Below are 18,293 nucleotides of genomic sequence, written 5' to 3' on the forward strand. Positions count from 1 at the left end.
CGCGCTGAGCTGGGTATCGGGCATCGGGTCGAGAACCACCCGACCGGGCCCACCGGAGCCGAGCCGGACTGGCGGGCACCCGCCGCCACGGTACGGCCGGCGACGCGGTCGGCTGGCCGGCTTGGAACAATGGTCCGCTGCGTGGAGGATACGAAGCGTGTCAGCGGAGGCGGGGCCCGTGCCGAACAGCAGCGGGACAGAGGGACATGTCCGCCGGGTACGGCTTCCCGCCGACCGGCGCACGCCCGCGGCGGCCCGGGCGGTGGTCCGGTCGGTGCTGGCCGAGGCCCACCTGGACGAGCTGCTCAACGAGGCGCTCCTGCTCACCACCGAACTCTCCACCAACGCGGTCGAGCACGCTCGTACCGAACTCGACATCGAGGTCGTCGCGGACGAGGCGGGGCTGACCGTCACGGTCTCGGACTTCGCGGCCGGGCGTATCGACGACGTCGCCGCCCGCCCGCGCAACGACCTCACCGACATCTCCCAGGTGGCCGAGCGGGGTCGGGGCCTGCTGCTGGTGGACCACTTCGCCAGCCGCTGGGGCACCACCCACCAGCCCACCGGCAAGGGGGTCTGGTTCCGGCTCGACCGAAAGAGCAGTCTGCCGCCCACCCCGCCGAGCGAGAACCGTGGGCAGCCGGCACCCGCCGGGGACCTGCCCAGCGCCGGGGCGCTCAACGCGCTGATGCACGCGGCGCCCGACCCGTACGCCGACGATCCGCTGCCCGACTTCGCCGGCAACCTGCTCGCCCGGGTCGCCGAGCTGCTGGGCGCGGCCGGCGGGGCGGTACGCCTCGACCGGGGCGACGGCAACGGCGCGCAGCTGCTGGCCCGGTACGGTCGCCAGCCCCGCCCCGGCGACGACCTGCTCCGGGTGCCGCTGACCGTGCACCGCCCGTACGTGGGCGAGCTGGAGCTGGACGCGGCACCGTCCGGGTACGCCCAGCCGCTGGCGGAGCTGATGGCCGAGCGGCTCTCGCTGCACCTGGAGAACGACCGGCTGCGCCGGGTCGACGTACGCCGGCAGACCTGGCTGACGTTCCTGGCCGAGGCGAGCGAGCTGCTCGCCCAGTCCCTCGACGTCGAGCTGACGATGGCGCTGATCCCGCAGCTCGTGGTGCCCCGGCTCGGGCAGTGGTGCGCGGTGCACATCACCGACGAGTGGGGCCGGTTGAAGCTCGCGGCGGCCACCCACGCGGACGAGTCGATGCTGCCGGAGCTGCACAAGGTGCTGGAGGAGAGCGGGCCCGAGGCGGTGCTGACGCGGCTGCGCGAGGCGTCCCGTACCGGCTCGCAGGTGCCGATCGTCGGTCAGATGGACGGCATCGCCGTACCGCTGGTCGCGCGCGGGCAGCGGCTCGGCACGCTCGCGGTCGGCCGCCACCTGAGGCACCGGCACGACCCGGACGAGATCGCGGTGCTGGAGGACGTGGCCCGGCGGGCGGCGCTGGCGATCGAGAACGCCCGCATCCACGCCGAGCGCCGGCGGGTCGCGCACACGCTGCAACAGTCGCTGCTGCCGCCGGTGCTGCCGGTGGTGGACGGCATCGGCTTCGCCGCCGAGTACGTGCCGACCGGCGACGACGCCGAGGTGGGCGGGGACTTCTACGACGTGGTGCCGCTGCCCGACGGCCGCTGGCTGGTGGTGGTCGGCGACGTTTCGGGCAAGGGCGTGCAGGCCGCCGCGGTGACCGGGCTGGTCCGGGACGTGATCCGGGTGCTGGTCGGCGACGGCAAGCCGCTGCCGGAGGCGCTGGCCCGGCTCAACGCCACGCTGGTCGAGCGGGGCGGTGGCCGGTACTGCACGCTCGCGCTGGCCGCGGTGGCGCCGGGCCCGGACGGTCGGCTCGACGTCGAGCTGCACCTCGCCGGCCACGACCGCCCGGTCCTGGTCCGCGGCGACGGCCGGGCCTCGTTCGTCGGTACCGGCGGCACGGCGCTGGGCCTGCTCGACTCGATCACCTCGCCCGCGTCGGACGTGCCGCTCGGCCCCGGCGACGCGCTGATCTTCTATACGGACGGGGTCACCGAGCGGCGGCGCGGCCGGGAGCTGTTCGGCACGGCCCGGCTGCGCGACGCGGCGGCGCCGCTGGCCGGCTACTCGGCCGACGTGATGGCCGCCCGGCTGCGGTCGACCGCGATCAACTTCTCGGTCGAGTCGCCCCGGGACGACATCGCCATCCTGGTCCTCCGCAACGACCACGGCTGACCCGCCCCCGCCGTCCGCCCCGTCGATCATGGACTTGTGGTCGGCAAAATAGCCCAGTTCGCCCCAATTGCCCCCGCCACAACTCCATGATCGACGGGGGCTGGCGGGGCAGGGGCTTAGTCGCGCAGGTGGGTGTCGGCCCAGCGGGCGAGTTGGTCGAGCGCCGGTAGCAGCTCCCGCCCGCCCCGGGTCAGCTCGTACGTCACGCCGACCGGCGGGCCGGATTCGACCGTACGGGCGACAAGTCCCTTTTCGGCCAGTTCGGCGAGCCGATCGGCGAGCACCGAGTCACTGACCCCGTCGACCGCGCGCGAGATCTCGCGGAAGCCGATGGGGCCGTGCCGCAGCACCTCCAGGATCGAGCCGCTCCAGCGCTTGCCGAGCAGCGTGAACGCGCTGACGAGCGCGGGCTCGGCGCGTACGCACGTCTCCGGGTCGGGCCGCGCAGTGGTGGTAGTCACGCTCTCATGCTAGCTCGGGAATTGCCGCTAGCATTCTCGAAGTTGCTACGGTCGACCGTGCTGCACGCGAACTAGTAGTCGCAGCCAGACTGAAACTGGAGAGCTTGATGAGTGAGAGCACCGGCACCCGGCCGTCCGTGGTGGTCCTCGGCGGCGGCTACGGCGGCATCTACGCCGCCAAGGGGCTGGACCAGGTCGCCGACGTGACCCTGGTCGACCCGTCCGAGGCGTTCCACCACAACGTCGCCTCGCTGCGCGCGCTCGTACAGCCCGAGTGGCTGGAGCGGATCTTCTTCCCGTACAGCCAGCTCCTGCGCCACGGGCGCTTCCTGCGCGACCGGGCCGTGGCGGTCGACGGCCGGCGGATCACGCTCGCCTCGGGCGAGCAGCTGGAGCCCGACTACCTGGTCCTGGCCACGGGCTCGTCGTACCCGTTCCCGCACAAGAGCGACGAGCCGGAAACGGCGACGGCCCGGGCCAAGTTCCGCGCCAACCACGACGAGCTGCGCGGCGCCGGGCACGTCCTGCTGATCGGCGCCGGACCGGCCGGACTGGAGCTGAGCGGCGAGATCAAGGCCGCGTTCCCGGAGAAGCGGGTCACCCTGGTCGACGTCAACCCGGACATCCTCTCCGGCCCGTACGAGCAGGAGCTGCGCGACGAGCTGCGCCGGCAGCTCGACAAGCTCGGCGTCGAGCTGGTCCTCGGCAGCCCGATCCACGCCCTGCCCGAGGTGCCGCCGGGCGTCGCCGCCCCGGTCAGCATCACCACCGAGGCCGGCGACACGATCACCGCCGACATCTGGTTCCGCTGCTACGGGGTGAGCCTCCAGACCGGCTACCTGCGCGGCTCGCTCGCCCAGGCCCGGGACGAGCACGGCTACCTGCGGGTGGACGAGTTCCTGCGGGTGGACGGCGCGGAGCGGGTCTACGCGATCGGCGACATCTCGAACGCCGACCGCAACATGGCCGGCTGGGCCGGCGCGCAGGGCCAGCTGGTCGCCGCGAACCTCGCCGCCGAGATCACCGGCGAGGGCGAGCGCAAGGCGTACGAGCCGGGCCCGATCGCGATCATCCTGCCGCTCGGTCCGGAGGGCGGGGCCGGCCAGTTCCCGACCGGTGTCGTGGGGCCCGAGCAGGCCGCCGCGATCAAGGGCCGCGACATGCTGCTCGACAAGTTCGGCGAGCTGTTCGACGTACCGGCCGCCGCCTGAGCCGTCCTCCAGGGGCCAGCAGAAATAGAAAAGGGGAGTGAGTAACACTCCCCGCCACTCTTAACGTATAGCGCACCCCGGGTCTTGCGGCAAGACCCGGGTCGTGCCGCACAATCGTCGGCCGAGGCCACCACCTGCGGAAACGTGGGTACGCGGTATGCCGTACCCACGCGCGGCCTCAGATCGGAGCCGATGACGTGAGTCCGCTGACCACCAGCGCGTTTGATCTCCCCGACAATCTCGCCGGGAAGGACGACCCGAGGCTGATCGCCGACGACGAACGGCACTTCGCCGCCATCGCGGCGAGCCTCGAAGGGTCGATCGCCAGCCTCTCGGACCGCCTCGACACGGCGCGCAAGGCGTCCGCGGGCAAGGGCCGGCAGGCGGTGGACCGGGACCAGGAGGTGCACCGGCTCACCGCCCGCCTGCGCGCGCTGCGCCGCTTCGGACTGGACCTGTGCCTCGGGCGCATGGTCGGCGCGGACGGCGCCGAGCCGGTCTACGTCGGGCGGCTCGGCCTCACCGACGGCGCGGGCCGCCGGCTGCTGCTCGACTGGCGCTCCCCCGCGGCGGCGCCGTTCTTCGGGGCGACCCACGCCAACCCGATGGGGCTGGTGAGCCGCCGCCGGTACCGCTGGACCCGCGGCCGGATCACCGACTACTGGGACGAGGTCTTCACCCCGGACGGGTTCGAGGGGCACGCGGCGCTCGACGACCAGTCCGCCTTCATCGCCAGCCTCGGCACCAACCGGTCGGCCCGGATGCGCGACGTGCTCGGCACCATCCAGGCCGACCAGGACGCCATCATCCGCGCGGGCTCCGCCGGTGCCCTCGTCGTCGACGGCGGTCCCGGTACGGGCAAGACGGTCGTCGCGCTGCACCGCGCCGCGTACCTGCTCTACTCCGACCCGCGCCTGCGCAACCGCCGGGGCGGCGTGCTCTTCATCGGCCCGCACCAGCCCTACCTCGCGTACGTCGAGGACGTCCTGCCCAGCCTCGGCGAGGAGAGCGTGCAGATCTGCACGCTGCGGGACCTCGTCGCCGAGGGGGCCACAGCGGCGATCGAGACCGATCCGGAGGTGGCCCGCCTGAAGTCGTCCGCGGCGCTGGTGCGGGCGATCGAGACGGCCGTCCGTTTCTACGAGGAGCCGCCCGCGAAGGGCATGACAGTCTCGACCGACGACGTCGAGATCCGGCTGAGCGCCGACGACTGGGCCGAGGCGTTCGAGGCGGTGGAGCCCGGTACCCCGCACAACGAGGCGCGCGACCAGGTCTGGGAAGAGCTGGTCGCGATTCTGCTGGCCAAGTACGACGGCGACGAGCCGGAGGACCTGGTCCGCCGGTCGCTGCTGCGCAACCGGGAACTGGCCACCGCCTTCAACCGGGCGTGGCCGCTGATCGAGGCGGCCGACCTCGTCGGTGACCTGTGGTCGGTACCCGCGTACCTGCGCAGGTGCGCGCCCTGGCTCAGCGCCGACGAGGCCCGGGCGTTGCGGCGTACCGACGCCCGGGCCTGGACGGTCTCCGACCTGCCGCTGTTGGACGCGGCCCGGCAGCGGCTCGGCGACCCGGAGGCGTCCCGCCGCCGGCGCCGGCAGGAGGCCGCGCTCGCCGTCCAGCGCGAGCGGATGGACCGGGTGGTCGAGGACCTGATCGCGTCCCAGGCGTACGACGACGGCGAGGGCCTGATGACCATGCTGTACGGCGAGGACATGCGGACGTCGCTGGTCGACGAGAGCGTGGCGCCCGCCGCCGACCCGGACCGGCTCGCCGGCCCGTTCGCGCACGTCATCGTGGACGAGGCGCAGGAGTTGACCGACGCCGAGTGGCAGATGCTGCTGCTGCGCTGCCCGTCGCGCAGCCTCACCATCGTCGGCGACCGCGCCCAGGCCCGGCACGGGTTCACGGAGTCGTGGCGGGAGCGGCTCGAACGGGTCGGGCTCGACCGGATCGAGCTGGCCTCGCTGACCATCAACTACCGCACGCCGACGGAGGTCATGGCCGAGGCCGAGCCGGTCATCCGGGCCGTGCTCCCGGACGCCAACGTGCCGACCTCCATCCGGAGCAGCGGAATTCCGGTGGTACGCGGATCGGTGACCGAGCTGGACTCGATCCTCGACGCCTGGCTCGCCGCGCACGCCGAGGGGACCGCCTGCGTCATCGGCGACGCCGAGTTCCAGGCCCGGCCCCGCGTCCGGTCGCTCACCCCGGAGCTGGCCAAGGGGCTGGAGTTCGACCTGGTCGTCCTCGTCGAGCCGGAGAACTTCGGCGCGGGGATCGAGGGTGCCGTGGACCGGTACGTCGCGATGACCCGGGCCACCCAGCGACTCGTCCTCCTCACCCGGCCCTGACCCCACCGCTCGCCCACGCGACCAATACAGCTGCCTTCGCCGTTACCACCACTCATTCGAACCGACACCTTTCCCGTCGCCGGAGCGGGATTCCGCACCGCCACGTAACAATCTGGACCTCCATTATTCGCGAACCCAGCAACCTCCAATTGCCTCTTTCCATTCTGGTCACCAGCCCACTACCGTCGGAAGTCACACGCTCCTCCAACAGCGGAGATCGCGAGCCGCACACACCAAGAGGAGCGCGATTGGGCAATAGCGCGAGATTTTGGAGGAGCTGTGGAGAAGACACGCGTACCGGCGAGGGAATTGATCGTCAAGCAATTACGGCGGCTGCGCCTAGCGGCCGGACTCACCCAGGAGGAATTCGGCAAACTGATTAACTACTCGGGCTCGCACGTCTCCGCGATCGAGCTGGGCAACCGCGCGCCCGACGAGGTCTACCTGACCCGGGCGGACAGGGCGCTGGAGACCGGCGGCCTCTTCATGGCCCTGCTCGAACTGGCCAAGCGCGAGGCCGAGCCGACCTGGTTCCGCCCGTGGCTGGACTCCGAGCGGACCGCCACCCAACTGCGCTGCTTCGAGCCGAACCTGGTCCCGGGGCTGTTGCAGACCGAGGAGTACGCCCGCGCGGTGCTCCGTGGCGACGTGACCCTCTCCGAGGCGGAGGTGGAGCGGCTCGTCGCGGTGCGGATGGAGCGGCAGAAGATCCTGGAGCGGGAGGACCCGCCGCAGGTCATCGCCGTGCTCGACGAGCTGGCGCTGCGCCGCTTCGCCGACGGCTTCGCGGAGATCATGGCGGCCCAGCTGCTGCACCTGGTCGCGCTCGCCGAGCGTCCCCGGGTCAGCGTGCACGTCGTCCCGGCCAGCCTCGGGCTCCACATCGGACTTTCCGGCCCGTTCGTGCTGGCCCGCGCGGAGGACGGCGGCTGGACCGGGCACCTGGAGAACCAGCTCAACGGGACCATCGTCGAGCGCACCGAGGACGTAGCCACCCTGCTGGCCAGGTGGGAGACTTTGCGGAACGAAGCCCTGCCACGCCGGCAGTCGCTCGACCTGATCAAGGAGATCGTGCAGCCATGGACCTGACCGGCGCCGTCTGGCGCAAGTCCACCCGCAGCGGCGCCAGCGGCGGCAACTGCGTCGAGGTGGCCGACAACCTGCCCGGCCTCGTCGCCGTACGCGACAGCAAGGACCGCGACGGCGCGTACCTCGCCTTCACCCCCGCCGCGTGGCGCGCCTTCGTCGCGAACCTCGACCACCGGCGCCCCTGACCCTCGCCCGCGCGGCCCGGATTCCTGCGACCCGCCCGGCCCTCGGGCCGGGCGGGTGCGGTCGGTCCGGCCGCGACCGCTCCGGCGCGAGCATCCGGGCCACCGCGTGGCACGCGACGGCCGTGAGCGGCAGCCCAGGGCGGCGTGCCAGGGCATCCGATCGCCAGGCGGCCGTCGAACCTGACGAAGATGCCGGTGACCGGGCGGTGACTAGGCGAGCAGCTGTGGGCGCAGGGTGTCGTACGCCCACTCCTCCCAGCGTTGCGGCGGCCAGGACCGGTCCCGGACCAGCACCAGGTACAGCTCGGGACTGAGCAGCGCGTAGAGCACGTCGGCGGCGTGCTCCACGGTGAGCCCGGGGCGGGCGTCCGGCCTGCCGACCAGCGCCTCGGCCGCCGTGGCGTAGACGGTGTACCGGGGATCCACCTCCTGCCGCCAGAGTTCGGCGATCTCCGGTTCGACCGTGGCGGCGGTGCGCAGTACCTCCATCATCGGGGCGACCCGGTCGAGGATCTGGCCCGCGCCGCGTACCAGTTGGCGGAGCTGTTCCTCGGCGGTGCCGGCCGCGAGCGCCGCGCGGAACCACGGCCGGTCCACCGTGGCGACCGGCTCGTCGTCGCCGGCGATGGTGACGTCGCCCAACTCCTTGAGCACCGTCCGCTTGTTGCCGAACGCGAAGTAGATCGTCTGTACCGCCACGCCGGCCCGGTCGGCGATGTCCTGGAGCGCGGTCGCCGCGTACCCCCGCTCCAGGAACAGCTCGCGCGCCGCCTCGATGATCTTCCGCCGCGTCTGTCGGCTCTTCTCGGCGCGCTTCCCCTTGACCTGCGTCACGGTTGGAGTCTATATCTAGAGTCGAACTCTAGAGTTGGACTCTAGATAAATGGGGAGACGAGCATGACCACGATCGTCAACATCCGACAGGCCGAGGCGTGGAACGGCAGCGAGGGGCGGCACTGGGCCGAGCACGCCGACCGGTACGACGTGATGGCCGCCGGCATCAACGAACCACTGCTCGGCGCGGCGGCGATCGAGCCCGGCGACCGGGTGCTCGACATCGGCTGTGGCACCGGTCTCGTCACCCGGCTCGCGGCCCGCGCCGCCGACCCGGGGCGGGTCACCGGCGTCGACATCTCCGCGCCGATGCTGGCCGAGGCGCGCGCCCGGGCGGCGGCCGAAGGGCTGGGCAACGTCACCTTCGAACGGGGCGACGCGCAGGTCCACCCGTTCCCGGACGCCGGCTACGACCTGGCGCTCAGCCGGGGCGGGGTGATGTTCTTCGGCGATCACGTCGCCGCCTTCACCAACATCCGGCGCGCGCTGCGGCCGGGCGGGCGGCTCGTCTTCGCCGGTCCCGGGCGCGGCGGGGGAGAGACCGACCACACCCGGGCGTTCGCCGCGCTGGCGCCGCTCATGCGGGCCCCGTCGCCGGCCGCGCGCGGGATGGGTTCGCTCGCCGACCCGGACCGGGTCACCGAGATCCTCGACGCGGCCGGCTTCGCGGACGTGTCGGTCACCCTCGTGCCGGTACCGGTCGTCTGGGGGCGGGACGCGGCCGACGCGGTGGACTTCTACTTCGGTACCGGCCCGGTGCGGCACAACCTCGCCGACGTGGACGAGGCGACGCGGGCACGGGTACGCGACGAGGTCCGCGAGGCGCTGCGGGCGTACGAGTCCCCCGACGGCGTACGCCTGATGGGCAGCATCTGGCTGGTCACCGCCGTCCGCCCCGCCTAACCCCACCCCGCTCCACCCCGTCGATCATGGAATTGTGGCGGGGATAAACAGGTGTAATACGGATATTTTCCCGACCACAAGTCCATGATCGACGGATGGTGGGGCGTGATCGACGGGCGGTGGGGCGTGATCGACGGAAAGATAGGGTCGGCGCATGACGGTCAGTGATCCGGACCGGGAGGTCCGACGGCTGGCGGCCGAATCGCTCGCGGTCCAGGATCCGACCGGCTGGTTCGAGCGCCTCTACACCGCCGCGGAACAGGGCGACCTGGAGGTGCCGTGGGACCGGGGCGCGCCGCACCCGCTGCTCGCGCAGTGGGCGGGGAAGCGGGAGCGCGACGGCACCGGGCGGCGGGCGGTCGTGGTCGGCTGCGGGTACGGTCACGACGCCGAGTACCTGGCCGGCCTCGGCTACGACACGGTCGCCTTCGACATCTCCGGCACCGCCGTACGGGCCGCCCGGCAGCGCTTCCCCGAGTCCCGGGTGCGCTACCGGACGGCCGACCTGCTGGCCCCGCCCGACGAGTGGCGGGAGGCGTTCGACCTGGTCTTCGAGTCGATGACGGTGCAGGCGCTGCCGGTCTCCGAGCGGGACGCCGCCATCGGCCGCGTCACCGAACTGGTGGCGCCGGCCGGCACCCTGCTCGTGGTCGCGATCCACCGGGAGGACGGGGAGCCGCCCGTCGAGGGTCCGCCCTGGCCGCTGGACCGGGCCGAGGTCGAGTCCTTCGCCCGCGACGGCCTCCGCCCGGTACGCATCGAGATCCTGACCGGCTCGACGCCGAAGTCGCGCCGCTGGCTCGCCGAGTTCCGCCGGCCCTGATCGTCCGCCGCCCGGCCCCACCGGCGCCGGCTTGACCTCGATCGCGCTTGAGGTCCTACGGTCGTCCCGTCCGGCCCGTCACGGGAGGGAGCGCCGGTGGCCATCAAGGAGTATTCGCACGAGGAACTTGCCCGCCAGCCGATCGGGTACTGGAGCGGCGAGACGTACCGTACGGTCGTGGGCCTGCTCCGCGCCGAGTTGGCGCGGGAGGACCTCACCCAACCGCACTGGTGGACGCTGAACCACGTCGCGGGCGCGCCCGGCGAGTGGACCCGTACCAGCCTTGCGGAACGGCTGCAACGGTTCGACGATCTCGGCATCAGCCTGCCGGAGGTGATCGACGACCTGCTCGGCCGGGGCTGGCTGCGGGCCGACGGCGACCGGCTCCACCTCACCGAGGCCGGCGAGGCGGGACGGCAGCGCGCCAGGGAGCGCAACGCCCGCGTACACGAGCGGACCCACGACGGGATCGACCCGGCGGAGTACGTCGCCGCGCTGAACGTACTCCGCCGGATGATCGACAATCTCGGCGGCGACAGCGACCTCCCCTGACCAGCCCCGCTCACGCCGCGACGGACGAACGTCGGCCCGCTGCCCGGCGGAAGAGCCGGGTGCCGCCGCCGGTCAGCGGGCCGGTCGGCGGCGGAAGAGCTGGATGATCGAAATGACCAGCAGGACCGCCCCGGTGCCGGCGCCGGTCACCGCGCTGGGTCGTACGTCGGTGAGCTGGGCGATCACCACGGCGGCGACCGCCACCGCGACCACGGCGGCGCCCGCCGGGATGAGCAGCCGGTCCTTCAGCACCGGCACCAGCGGCCAGAAGTGCACGCCGATGCCGAACGCGACCCAGGGGGCGATGTACTCGCTGTGGCCGGTGCGGACCACGGCGATGTTGCCGATCACGATCAGCGCGTAGCAGATACCGACCACGATCCCGTACCGCCGGGAGATCTCCCGGTCGCGGGCGGAGAGCTCGCGGCGGAGCCGCCACGTCCGTACCGCCCCGATCACCGCCACGGCGGCGCTGACGATGCCGGCCACGGTCAGCGGACCGGACCAGTGCGCCGGCGGTCCCTCCTGGGCCCAGCCGAACCAGGCCGCGCCGAAGAAGCCCAGGATCAGCGCGCTGAACTGCCCGTCCGCGCTGACCCGGGTGCGCGCGGGCGCGATGCGGTCCGGCGCCGCCGGGTGGGTCTCGGTCGACATGCTGCTCCTCAGCCTGGCGTCGCCGGCGGCCTTCTCGCCGCCAACAACTTTACGTTTTAAACCTCTTTGCAGTGTGCGGACCGTGGGGCCCGGTGTCAACCGCCGCCGGCCCGGTCGACCTGCCGGGTCAGGCTGGCCCGGGCCGGCGGAGGCCGACCGGGCGGGGCCGGGTCGGCCCTCGCAGGAAAACTCCACCTGGGCGGGCCGCGCCGTCAAACATTTACATAGATGGATGCTGTCGCTAACATCCTGCGTACCGCGCGCGTAACGACCGACTCCTCCCCACCCCCGGAAGGACGGACCCGTGCGACGACCCATCAGGTATTTCGCCGCCCTGGCGACCACGATCTTCGCGACCCTCGCGGCCACCCTGCTGGTGGCGACCCCGGCGCACGCCGCCCCGGTCTTCAAGGCCCCATTCCCGTGCGGTCAGCGCTGGACCTACAGCCACCACAGCGCCGAGGTACGGCTGGCGCTGGACTTCGTCCGGGCCGACGGCGGTACGACCGGCGGCACGCCGGTGCTCGCCTCGGCCTCGGGCACCGCGCGGCGGTACTCACAGCCCAGCGGCGCCGGCAACTACATCGTCATCGACCACGGCGGCGGCTGGACCACGTACTACTTCCACCTCGCCTCGTACTCGGTCCCGGACGGCGCGGTCGTCGGCCAGGGGCAGCAGATCGGCGTCACCGGCACCACCGGCAACTCCTCCGGCCCGCACATCCACTACGAGCAGCTGCTCAACGGCGTCGGCCAGAACATCGTGATCAACGGGGCGTCGCTGGCGCCGTACCCGGGCTCGTACAACCAGAAGTACCTGACCAGCGACAACGGCTGCGGCGGCGGTACCGCCTTCTGGACCTGGGGCAGCGGAGTACGGGTGCGCAGCGACGTCCGCCTCGCCGCCCCGGTCGTGACCACCCTGGCCGGGCCGACCCTGGTCTACGTGCTCTGCCAGAAGCAGGGCGACACGGTCTCCGCCGAGGGCTACACCAACAACTGGTGGTCGCGGCTGCGCGACCAGAACGGCTACCTCACCAACATCTACATCGACCATCCCGCCGCGCAGCTACCCGGCGTACCGATCTGCTGATCTGCCCGCACGAACGCGTGGCCGCCCGGACCACCGGTCCGGGCGGCCACGCCACGACCGGGGTACGGACCAGCGGTCCGGCACCGGTCGATGCCAGCCGGCACGGGTCGATGCCGGTCGGCGCCGGCGAAGATCCCTGATCTCCCGGCCACCGCCTCGGCCGGCTCCATCGCCGTACCTACTGCTTGCGCGCCCGACGGCCGCGTTGACAGGGCGACGTTGACCTGTATATTTAACGTCTCGGCTAATTAACCACCTAGCTAAGTAGGCCATGGATACGGATCAGCTCAACAGAACCTTCGCCGCCTTGGCGGATCCCACCCGCCGGGCGATCCTGGCCAGGCTGGCCGAGGGCGAGGCCACCGTCAACGAGCTGGCAGAGCCCTTGCCGCTCACGCTGCCGGCGGTCTCCAAGCACCTCAAGGTGCTCGAACAAGCCGGACTCATCACCCGCGGGCGCAGCGCCCAGTGGCGCCCGTGCCAGCTGGAACCCGCACCCCTGCGCGAGGCCACGGACTGGTTGGAGCGCTACCGGGAGTTCTGGGAGGGCAGCTTCGACCGCCTCTCCGCTCACCTGCACGAGATCCAGAAAGGCAGCACGAATGGCTGACAACCCGGTCGCCCACGGGGCACCCACCCGCGAATTCACGATCACCCGGGTCTTCGACGCACCGCGACGGCTGGTCTTCGAGGCATGGACCGACCCACGGCACATCGCCCAGTGGTTCGGACCCGTCGGCGTCACCACCCCCCTGTCCAGCATTTCGATGGACGTCAGGCCGGGCGGGATATGGCAGCTACCCATGATCGACGACGTCGACGGCACGGAGTACCCGGTGACCTTCACCTGCCGGGAGGTGGTGGAGCCCGAGCGGCTGGTGCTGACCACGCGGGTGCGGCCCGGGTCGGGGACCCTCCCCGACGAGGCGGTGCTGACCGTGACCTTCGCCGAACTCGGGGACCGGACCGAAATGACGTTCCACGTCTGCGGCCTCGCCGCGAGCGAAGAGAACGCCGAGCTGGAGAACGGCTGGTCCAGCTCGTTCGACCGGCTGGCCGAGCGGCTGGCCCGGGTCACTTCCGCATCGACCGGAGCAGCCCGATGACCGTCACGAGCGGTGCGGACCTGACGGGACTGCCACAGGGAGACCTCCGGCTGCTGCAGAGCCCGGTCGCACAGCGGCTGTTGGCCTCGACCGAACTGGCGCGCATCGCGTATGTGGCGTCGGACGGCACACCGCGGGTCTTCCCCATGCTCTTCCACTGGACCGGAACCGAGGTGGTGCTCTCCACCTTCGGTGGGGCCAAGGTGGCTGCCCTACGGGCCCGACCGGCGGTCGCGATCACCATAGACGCCGCGTCCACGCCACCGGAGGTACTGCTCATCCGCGGCCGGGCCGAGGTCACGGAGGTCGACGGGATCGTGCCGGAGTACATCCTGGCGCACTACCGCTACGGCGGTCCGGAGCAGGGCGCCGCCAACATCGCCGCGGTCGATCACCCGGGTACGAGGATGTTCCGCATCGCGGTCCGCCCCACCTGGGTGGGCGTGCTGGACTTCCAGACCCGGCTGCCGGGTGGGACCAGTCCAGAGGAGTTCGAGCGGCGGGGCCGATCGTGAACCGGATCCGCTCCGGTACGCCGGCCACGTACGTGCTGATCCACGGCGCGGCGGCCGACTCGTGGTGCTGGCACCTGCTCGCCGCCGAGTTGCGTGACCGGGGCCATGACGTGGTGGCCGTGGACCTGCCGTGTGACGACGAATCGGCGGGCCTCACGGAGTACGCCGATTCGGTGATCGCGGCGGTCGGGGCGCGTACCAACCTGGTCGTGGTGGCCCACTCCTTCGGCGGGTTCACCGCTCCGCTCGTGTGCGACCGGGTGCCGGTGCGGCTCCTGGTGATGCTGCAGGCGATGATCCCCAAGCCGGGCGAGCTGCCCGGCGAGTGGTGGGCTGCCACCGGTCACGACCAGGCCAGGCGTGAGCAGGACGCACTCGACGGCAGGGCCGAGAACGACCTGGTGACGCTGTTCGTGCACGACCTCCCGCCGCGGCTCGCGGCCGAGGCGCTCAGCCGCGGGAAGGCCCAGGCCAGCACGCCCTTCACGCAACCGTGGCCGCTGGCGGCATGGCCGGAGGTGCCGACGAGGTTTCTCCTCAGCCGTGGCGACCGTTTCTTCCCGGCCGACTTCATGCGGCGCGTCGTACGCGACCGGCTGCGCATCGTCCCGGACGAGATGGCCGGCGACCACCTTCCGATGCTCGGCCACCCCACGGAGCTGGCCGACCGGCTTGAGGCGTACCGGAGCCAACTAGAGGCGGAGACGGCCTAGCCTCAGAGGCCGCCGACGAAGCGGCCGGGGGCGAGTCGCTGCGCCGGGTCGAAGCGCTGCTTCACCCGGCGCAGCAGCGACAGGTCGGGCACGTCGCCCCAGAGATCGACCGATCCCCGTACCGCGGGCGGCGCGGCGATCACCACGCATCGGCCGCGCCGGGCGAGCAGGACGTTCCGGACGGCGGCGAGGATCGCGCCGACCCGGTGCGGCGAGGTCTTGCCCGGCAGGACGGCGTGCACGGTACCGAGCCCCGCCGAGCCGCGGATCGGCACGGGCTCGCCGACCGCGTCCCGCAGCGCGTAGACCGCGGCGGGCAGGTCCGGCAGCGGTACGTCGACCCGCAGCGCCACGTCGTCCGGCCCGAACGGGTACCGCCGCCACCAGGGTGGCGGCGCCGCCGAGGTGGTCTCCTGGCCGTCGAGCAGGTTGCCGAGCCGGCGTACCCGGTCGGCGACGTCGGCCGCACCGCCCTCCAGCAGTACGGCCAGGGTCCCGGCGAGCGGACGCCCGGCGGCGTCCCGGCGCGCCGGGGCGGCGCCCTCCTCGGCGAGGAGGTCGACCTCGACCGCGGCCGGCGAGAGCTGGGCGGCGAGGATGTCGAGGACGAGGTTGGGAACCTCCAGCGGGGTCCAGAGCGGCCGGGTCACCCAGATCCGGCTCGCCGGCAGCGGCTGCACCCGCAGGGTCGCCGAGACCAGCACGCCGAGGGCGCCGTGCGAGCCGCAGAGCAGCCGGGCCAGCTCCGAGGCGGTGTTGTCGCCCGCCGACCACCCGCCGGCGTGGGTCAGCACCCCGGCGGCGTCCACATAGCTGATGCCGAAGAGCTGGTCGCAGGGGGTGCCGTGGCGGTGCCGCAGCGGCCCGGCCTCGTCCGCGGCGATCACCCCGCCGATCGTGGCGCCGTCGGAGGGCACGTCCAGCGCGAGCCGCTGGCCGCGGCGCTCCAGGACCGACTGGACCGAGCGCACCGGCGTGCCGGCCCCCACCTCGACGACCAGTTGGTCCTCCGGCCGGTGCCAGATCCCGGCGATCCGGCCCGTGTCCAGCACGATGTCCACCGGGGACGACGACGGGGTGGCACCCCAGTCGATCTTCGTGCCGGCGCCCCGGGGTACGACGGAGAGGTCGTGCTCGGCGGCGACCCGCAGGATGGCGGAGACGCCCTCGACGTCGGGCGGGGCGGCGACCCAGCGGGACGGGGCGCCGGCGACCTCGTCGGCGGCGCCGGAGGGACGGGTGAACTCGGGCCCACAGATCTCGATGAGACGTCGCGCGATCGCGTCACCGGACGGTCGTTCGATCAACACATCCACCCCCCACATCCCGGCCCATCGTACATATGTTCGAACGTTTCGCAACGACCGCTGCGGCCCGTGGCGCCGCTCGCGCGGTAACGTGACCGGGGTGACGACTGAGACGCCGACGCCCCCCGTCGCCAAGCGGATCCCGACCGAGCGCACCCACCACGGCGACACGGTCGTCGACGAGTACGCCTGGCTCGCCGACAAGGACGATCCGGACACCATCGCCTACCTGGAGGCGGAGAACCGCTACACCGAGGCGAGCACGGAGCGGCTGGCGTCGCTGCGCGAGACGCTCTTCAACGAGACGAAGCGGCGCACCCAGGAGACCGACCTGTCGGTGCCGGTACGCAAGGGCGGCTACTGGTACTACACCCGCACCGTCGAGGGCCAGCAGTACGGCATCCAGTGCCGGCGCCCGGTGCGCGACGGCGAGACCGAGCCGCCGGCGACGGCGGACGGTACGCCGCTCGACGGCGAGGAGATCCTGCTCGACGGCAACGCGCTGGCCGAGGGGCACGACTTCTTCTCGCTCGGCACCTCCGACGTCAGCCCCGACGGGCGCTGGCTGGCGTACTCCACCGACTTCTCCGGCGACGAGCGGTTCACGCTTCGGATCAAGGACCTCTCCACCGGCGAGGTGCTCGCCGACGAGGTGCCCGACACCTTCTACGGCACCGCCTGGTCCGCCGACGGATCGGCCCTGTTCTACCTGACCGTGGACGAGGCGTGGCGGCCGTACCGGGTCTGGCGGCACACGGTCGGCGCGCCGGCCGCCGACGACGTGGTCGTCTACGAGGAGAGCGACGAGCGGTTCTGGGTCGGCGTGGAGCTGACCCGGTCGGAGAAGTTCATCGTCATCGAGGCGAGCAGCAAGATCACCAGCGAGGTACGGGTGATCCCGGCGACGAACCCGACTGGGGAGCCGGCCGTGATCGCACCGCGCCGGCAGGGCGTGGAGTACTCGATCGAGCACCACGGTCACCGGTTCCTGATCCTGCACAACGACGGCGCCGAGGACTTCGCGCTGGCGTACACCTCGGCCGACGCGCCCGGCGACTGGGTACCGATGATCGAACACTCTCCCGGTACGCGGCTGGAGGGGGTCGACGCGTTCAGCAACCACATCGTGGTGTCGCTGCGGTCGGAGGGGCTCACGGGTCTGCGGGTACTGGCGACGGGCGGTACGGACTCGTACGACATCGACTTCCCTGAGCCTATCTACAGTGTGGGACTGGATGCTAACCCTGAGTACCAGACAACTTCCATCCGGTTGCACTACACCTCGCTCGTCACGCCGGACTCCATCTACGACTACGACCTGGTGACCCGGGAACTCGTGCTGCGCAAGCGGAAGCCGGTGCTGGACGGGTTCGACCCGGCCGACTACGAGCAGCACCGCGACTGGGCCCTGGCCGACGACGGCACCCGGGTACCGATCTCGCTGGTCTGCCGGGCCGGTACGCCCCGGGACGGCTCGGCGCCCTGCGTCATCTACGGCTACGGCTCGTACGAGGCGAGCATGGACCCCTGGTTCTCGATCCCCCGGCTCTCGCTGCTCGACCGTGGCGTGGTCTTCGCGGTGGCGCACATCCGCGGCGGCGGCGAGCTGGGCCGGCGCTGGTACACCGAGGGCAAGCTGCTGGCCAAGAAGAACACCTTCACGGACTTCGTGGCCTGCGCGCGGCACCTGGTCAAGTCGGGCTGGACCAGCACGGACCGGCTGGTGGCCCGGGGCGGCTCGGCCGGCGGCCTGCTGATGGGGGCGGTGGCGAACCTCGCCCCGGACGCCTTCGCCGGCATCGTCGCGCAGGTGCCCTTCGTCGACGCGCTCAACTCCATCCTGGACCCGTCGCTGCCGCTGACCGTCACGGAGTGGGAGGAGTGGGGCAACCCGCTCGCCGACCCCGAGGTGTACGGCTACATGAAGTCCTACACCCCGTACGAGAACGTGGCGGCGGTGGACTACCCGCCGATCCTCGCGGTGACCAGCCTGAACGACACCCGGGTGCTGTACCACGAGCCGGCGAAGTGGATCGCCCGGCTGCGGGCGGTGGCGCCGCAGGGCTCGTACCTGCTCAAGACCGAGATGGGCGCCGGGCACGGCGGCCCGAGCGGGCGGTACAACGCCTGGAAGGAAGAGGCGTTCGTGGCGGCCTGGACCCTCGACCGGCTCGGCCTGGCCGGCTGACACCCTCGTCCCGCGCGGCCCGTCCGGTATCCGGGCGGGCCGCAGGCCGTTATCGGCTACCCACGATTAGTTAACAATCTTGCGAGAGAGCGCTTT

The 18,293-nt window shown here is 72.1% G+C and carries 17 protein-coding genes and 1 pseudogene; 14 read left to right on the forward strand and 4 right to left on the reverse strand.

The window, feature by feature from the left end:
- The first annotated feature begins 157 nt into the window (after window positions 1-157).
- On the forward strand, window positions 158-2,212 hold the full coding sequence (locus AB0J86_RS00200; RefSeq protein WP_363850097.1) for a SpoIIE family protein phosphatase: 2,055 nt from the start codon (window positions 158-160) through the stop codon (window positions 2,210-2,212).
- Window positions 2,213-2,328: 116 nt separating this feature from the next.
- Here the strand turns inward: AB0J86_RS00200 and AB0J86_RS00205 are convergent, their stop codons facing one another.
- The gene (locus tag AB0J86_RS00205) at window positions 2,329-2,673 is read right to left on the reverse strand and encodes a helix-turn-helix domain-containing protein (protein WP_363850100.1); all 345 of its coding nucleotides are present in this window, start codon (window positions 2,671-2,673) and stop codon (window positions 2,329-2,331) included.
- 107 nt (window positions 2,674-2,780) lie between these two features.
- Here AB0J86_RS00205 and AB0J86_RS00210 point away from each other — a divergent pair, with 107 nt between their 5' ends.
- From AB0J86_RS00210 to AB0J86_RS00225, 4 genes are all read left to right on the forward strand, one after another.
- Window positions 2,781-3,884 (forward strand): FAD-dependent oxidoreductase, encoded by a 1,104-nt coding sequence (locus AB0J86_RS00210; RefSeq protein WP_363850103.1) that lies wholly within the window; start codon window positions 2,781-2,783, stop codon window positions 3,882-3,884.
- Window positions 3,885-4,090: 206 nt separating this feature from the next.
- Window positions 4,091-6,235, forward strand: a complete 2,145-nt coding sequence (gene helR / locus AB0J86_RS00215; protein WP_363851547.1) for an RNA polymerase recycling motor ATPase HelR — start codon at window positions 4,091-4,093, stop codon at window positions 6,233-6,235.
- A 279-nt stretch (window positions 6,236-6,514) separates the two neighbouring features.
- Window positions 6,515-7,324, forward strand: a complete 810-nt coding sequence (locus AB0J86_RS00220) for a helix-turn-helix transcriptional regulator (protein ID WP_363850105.1) — start codon at window positions 6,515-6,517, stop codon at window positions 7,322-7,324.
- Window positions 7,315-7,509: a DUF397 domain-containing protein gene (locus AB0J86_RS00225; RefSeq protein WP_363850108.1), complete on the forward strand. Its 195-nt coding sequence runs from the start codon at window positions 7,315-7,317 to the stop codon at window positions 7,507-7,509. Before AB0J86_RS00220 ends, AB0J86_RS00225 begins: the two co-directional genes overlap by 10 nt.
- A 210-nt stretch (window positions 7,510-7,719) precedes the next feature.
- Here the strand turns inward: AB0J86_RS00225 and AB0J86_RS00230 are convergent, their stop codons facing one another.
- Window positions 7,720-8,343 carry a TetR/AcrR family transcriptional regulator gene (locus tag AB0J86_RS00230; RefSeq protein ID WP_363850110.1) on the reverse strand — a complete coding sequence of 208 codons (624 nt, stop codon included), beginning with the start codon at window positions 8,341-8,343 and terminating at the stop codon, window positions 7,720-7,722.
- 63 nt (window positions 8,344-8,406) lie between these two features.
- Between AB0J86_RS00230 and AB0J86_RS00235 the strand changes: the two genes are divergently transcribed.
- The 3 genes from AB0J86_RS00235 (at window position 8,407) to AB0J86_RS00245 (ending at window position 10,621) form a co-directional block, all read left to right on the forward strand.
- The gene (locus AB0J86_RS00235; protein WP_363850113.1) at window positions 8,407-9,246 is read left to right on the forward strand and encodes a methyltransferase domain-containing protein; all 840 of its coding nucleotides are present in this window, start codon (window positions 8,407-8,409) and stop codon (window positions 9,244-9,246) included.
- Between the two features lie 154 nt (window positions 9,247-9,400).
- A complete protein-coding gene (locus tag AB0J86_RS00240; protein WP_363850115.1) occupies window positions 9,401-10,069 on the forward strand; it encodes a class I SAM-dependent methyltransferase in 669 nt (222 codons plus the stop codon).
- Window positions 10,070-10,165: 96 nt separating this feature from the next.
- Complete coding sequence (locus tag AB0J86_RS00245) at window positions 10,166-10,621, forward strand: MarR family winged helix-turn-helix transcriptional regulator (protein WP_363850118.1); 456 nt, start codon at window positions 10,166-10,168, stop codon at window positions 10,619-10,621.
- A gap of 72 nt (window positions 10,622-10,693) precedes the next feature.
- Here AB0J86_RS00245 and AB0J86_RS00250 read toward each other — a convergent pair whose 3' ends face one another.
- Window positions 10,694-11,275 (reverse strand): hypothetical protein, encoded by a 582-nt coding sequence (locus AB0J86_RS00250; RefSeq protein WP_363850121.1) that lies wholly within the window; start codon window positions 11,273-11,275, stop codon window positions 10,694-10,696.
- 316 nt (window positions 11,276-11,591) lie between these two features.
- On the opposite strand from AB0J86_RS00250, the pseudogene AB0J86_RS00255 reads away from it, so the two are divergent.
- The 5 genes and pseudogenes from AB0J86_RS00255 to AB0J86_RS00275 all read left to right on the forward strand — a co-directional run.
- Window positions 11,592-12,116, forward strand: a pseudogene (locus AB0J86_RS00255) (M23 family metallopeptidase); the annotation flags it as partial.
- Between the two features lie 523 nt (window positions 12,117-12,639).
- Window positions 12,640-12,978 (forward strand): metalloregulator ArsR/SmtB family transcription factor, encoded by a 339-nt coding sequence (locus AB0J86_RS00260; protein WP_363850124.1) that lies wholly within the window; start codon window positions 12,640-12,642, stop codon window positions 12,976-12,978.
- Window positions 12,971-13,474 (forward strand): SRPBCC domain-containing protein, encoded by a 504-nt coding sequence (locus AB0J86_RS00265; protein ID WP_363850127.1) that lies wholly within the window; start codon window positions 12,971-12,973, stop codon window positions 13,472-13,474. Before AB0J86_RS00260 ends, AB0J86_RS00265 begins: the two co-directional genes overlap by 8 nt.
- A complete protein-coding gene (locus tag AB0J86_RS00270; RefSeq protein WP_363850130.1) occupies window positions 13,471-13,989 on the forward strand; it encodes a pyridoxamine 5'-phosphate oxidase family protein in 519 nt (172 codons plus the stop codon). Before AB0J86_RS00265 ends, AB0J86_RS00270 begins: the two co-directional genes overlap by 4 nt.
- Window positions 13,986-14,702: an alpha/beta hydrolase gene (locus tag AB0J86_RS00275; protein ID WP_363850132.1), complete on the forward strand. Its 717-nt coding sequence runs from the start codon at window positions 13,986-13,988 to the stop codon at window positions 14,700-14,702. The genes AB0J86_RS00270 and AB0J86_RS00275 overlap by 4 nt, the downstream gene beginning before the upstream one ends.
- Before the next feature lie 2 nt (window positions 14,703-14,704).
- On the opposite strand, the gene AB0J86_RS00280 is transcribed toward AB0J86_RS00275, so the two are convergent.
- Window positions 14,705-16,027, reverse strand: coding sequence for an FAD-binding oxidoreductase (locus tag AB0J86_RS00280; RefSeq protein ID WP_363850135.1), 1,323 nt, complete (start codon window positions 16,025-16,027; stop codon window positions 14,705-14,707).
- An 82-nt stretch (window positions 16,028-16,109) separates the two neighbouring features.
- Here AB0J86_RS00280 and AB0J86_RS00285 point away from each other — a divergent pair, with 82 nt between their 5' ends.
- Entirely contained in the window at window positions 16,110-18,197 is a 2,088-nt protein-coding gene (locus AB0J86_RS00285) for a S9 family peptidase (protein WP_363850138.1), read from the forward strand.
- Window positions 18,198-18,293 lie beyond the last annotated feature (96 nt).

This window comes from Micromonospora sp. NPDC049559, assembly GCF_040676675.1.
Classification (GTDB): Bacteria; Actinomycetota; Actinomycetes; order Mycobacteriales; family Micromonosporaceae; genus JBFAPK01.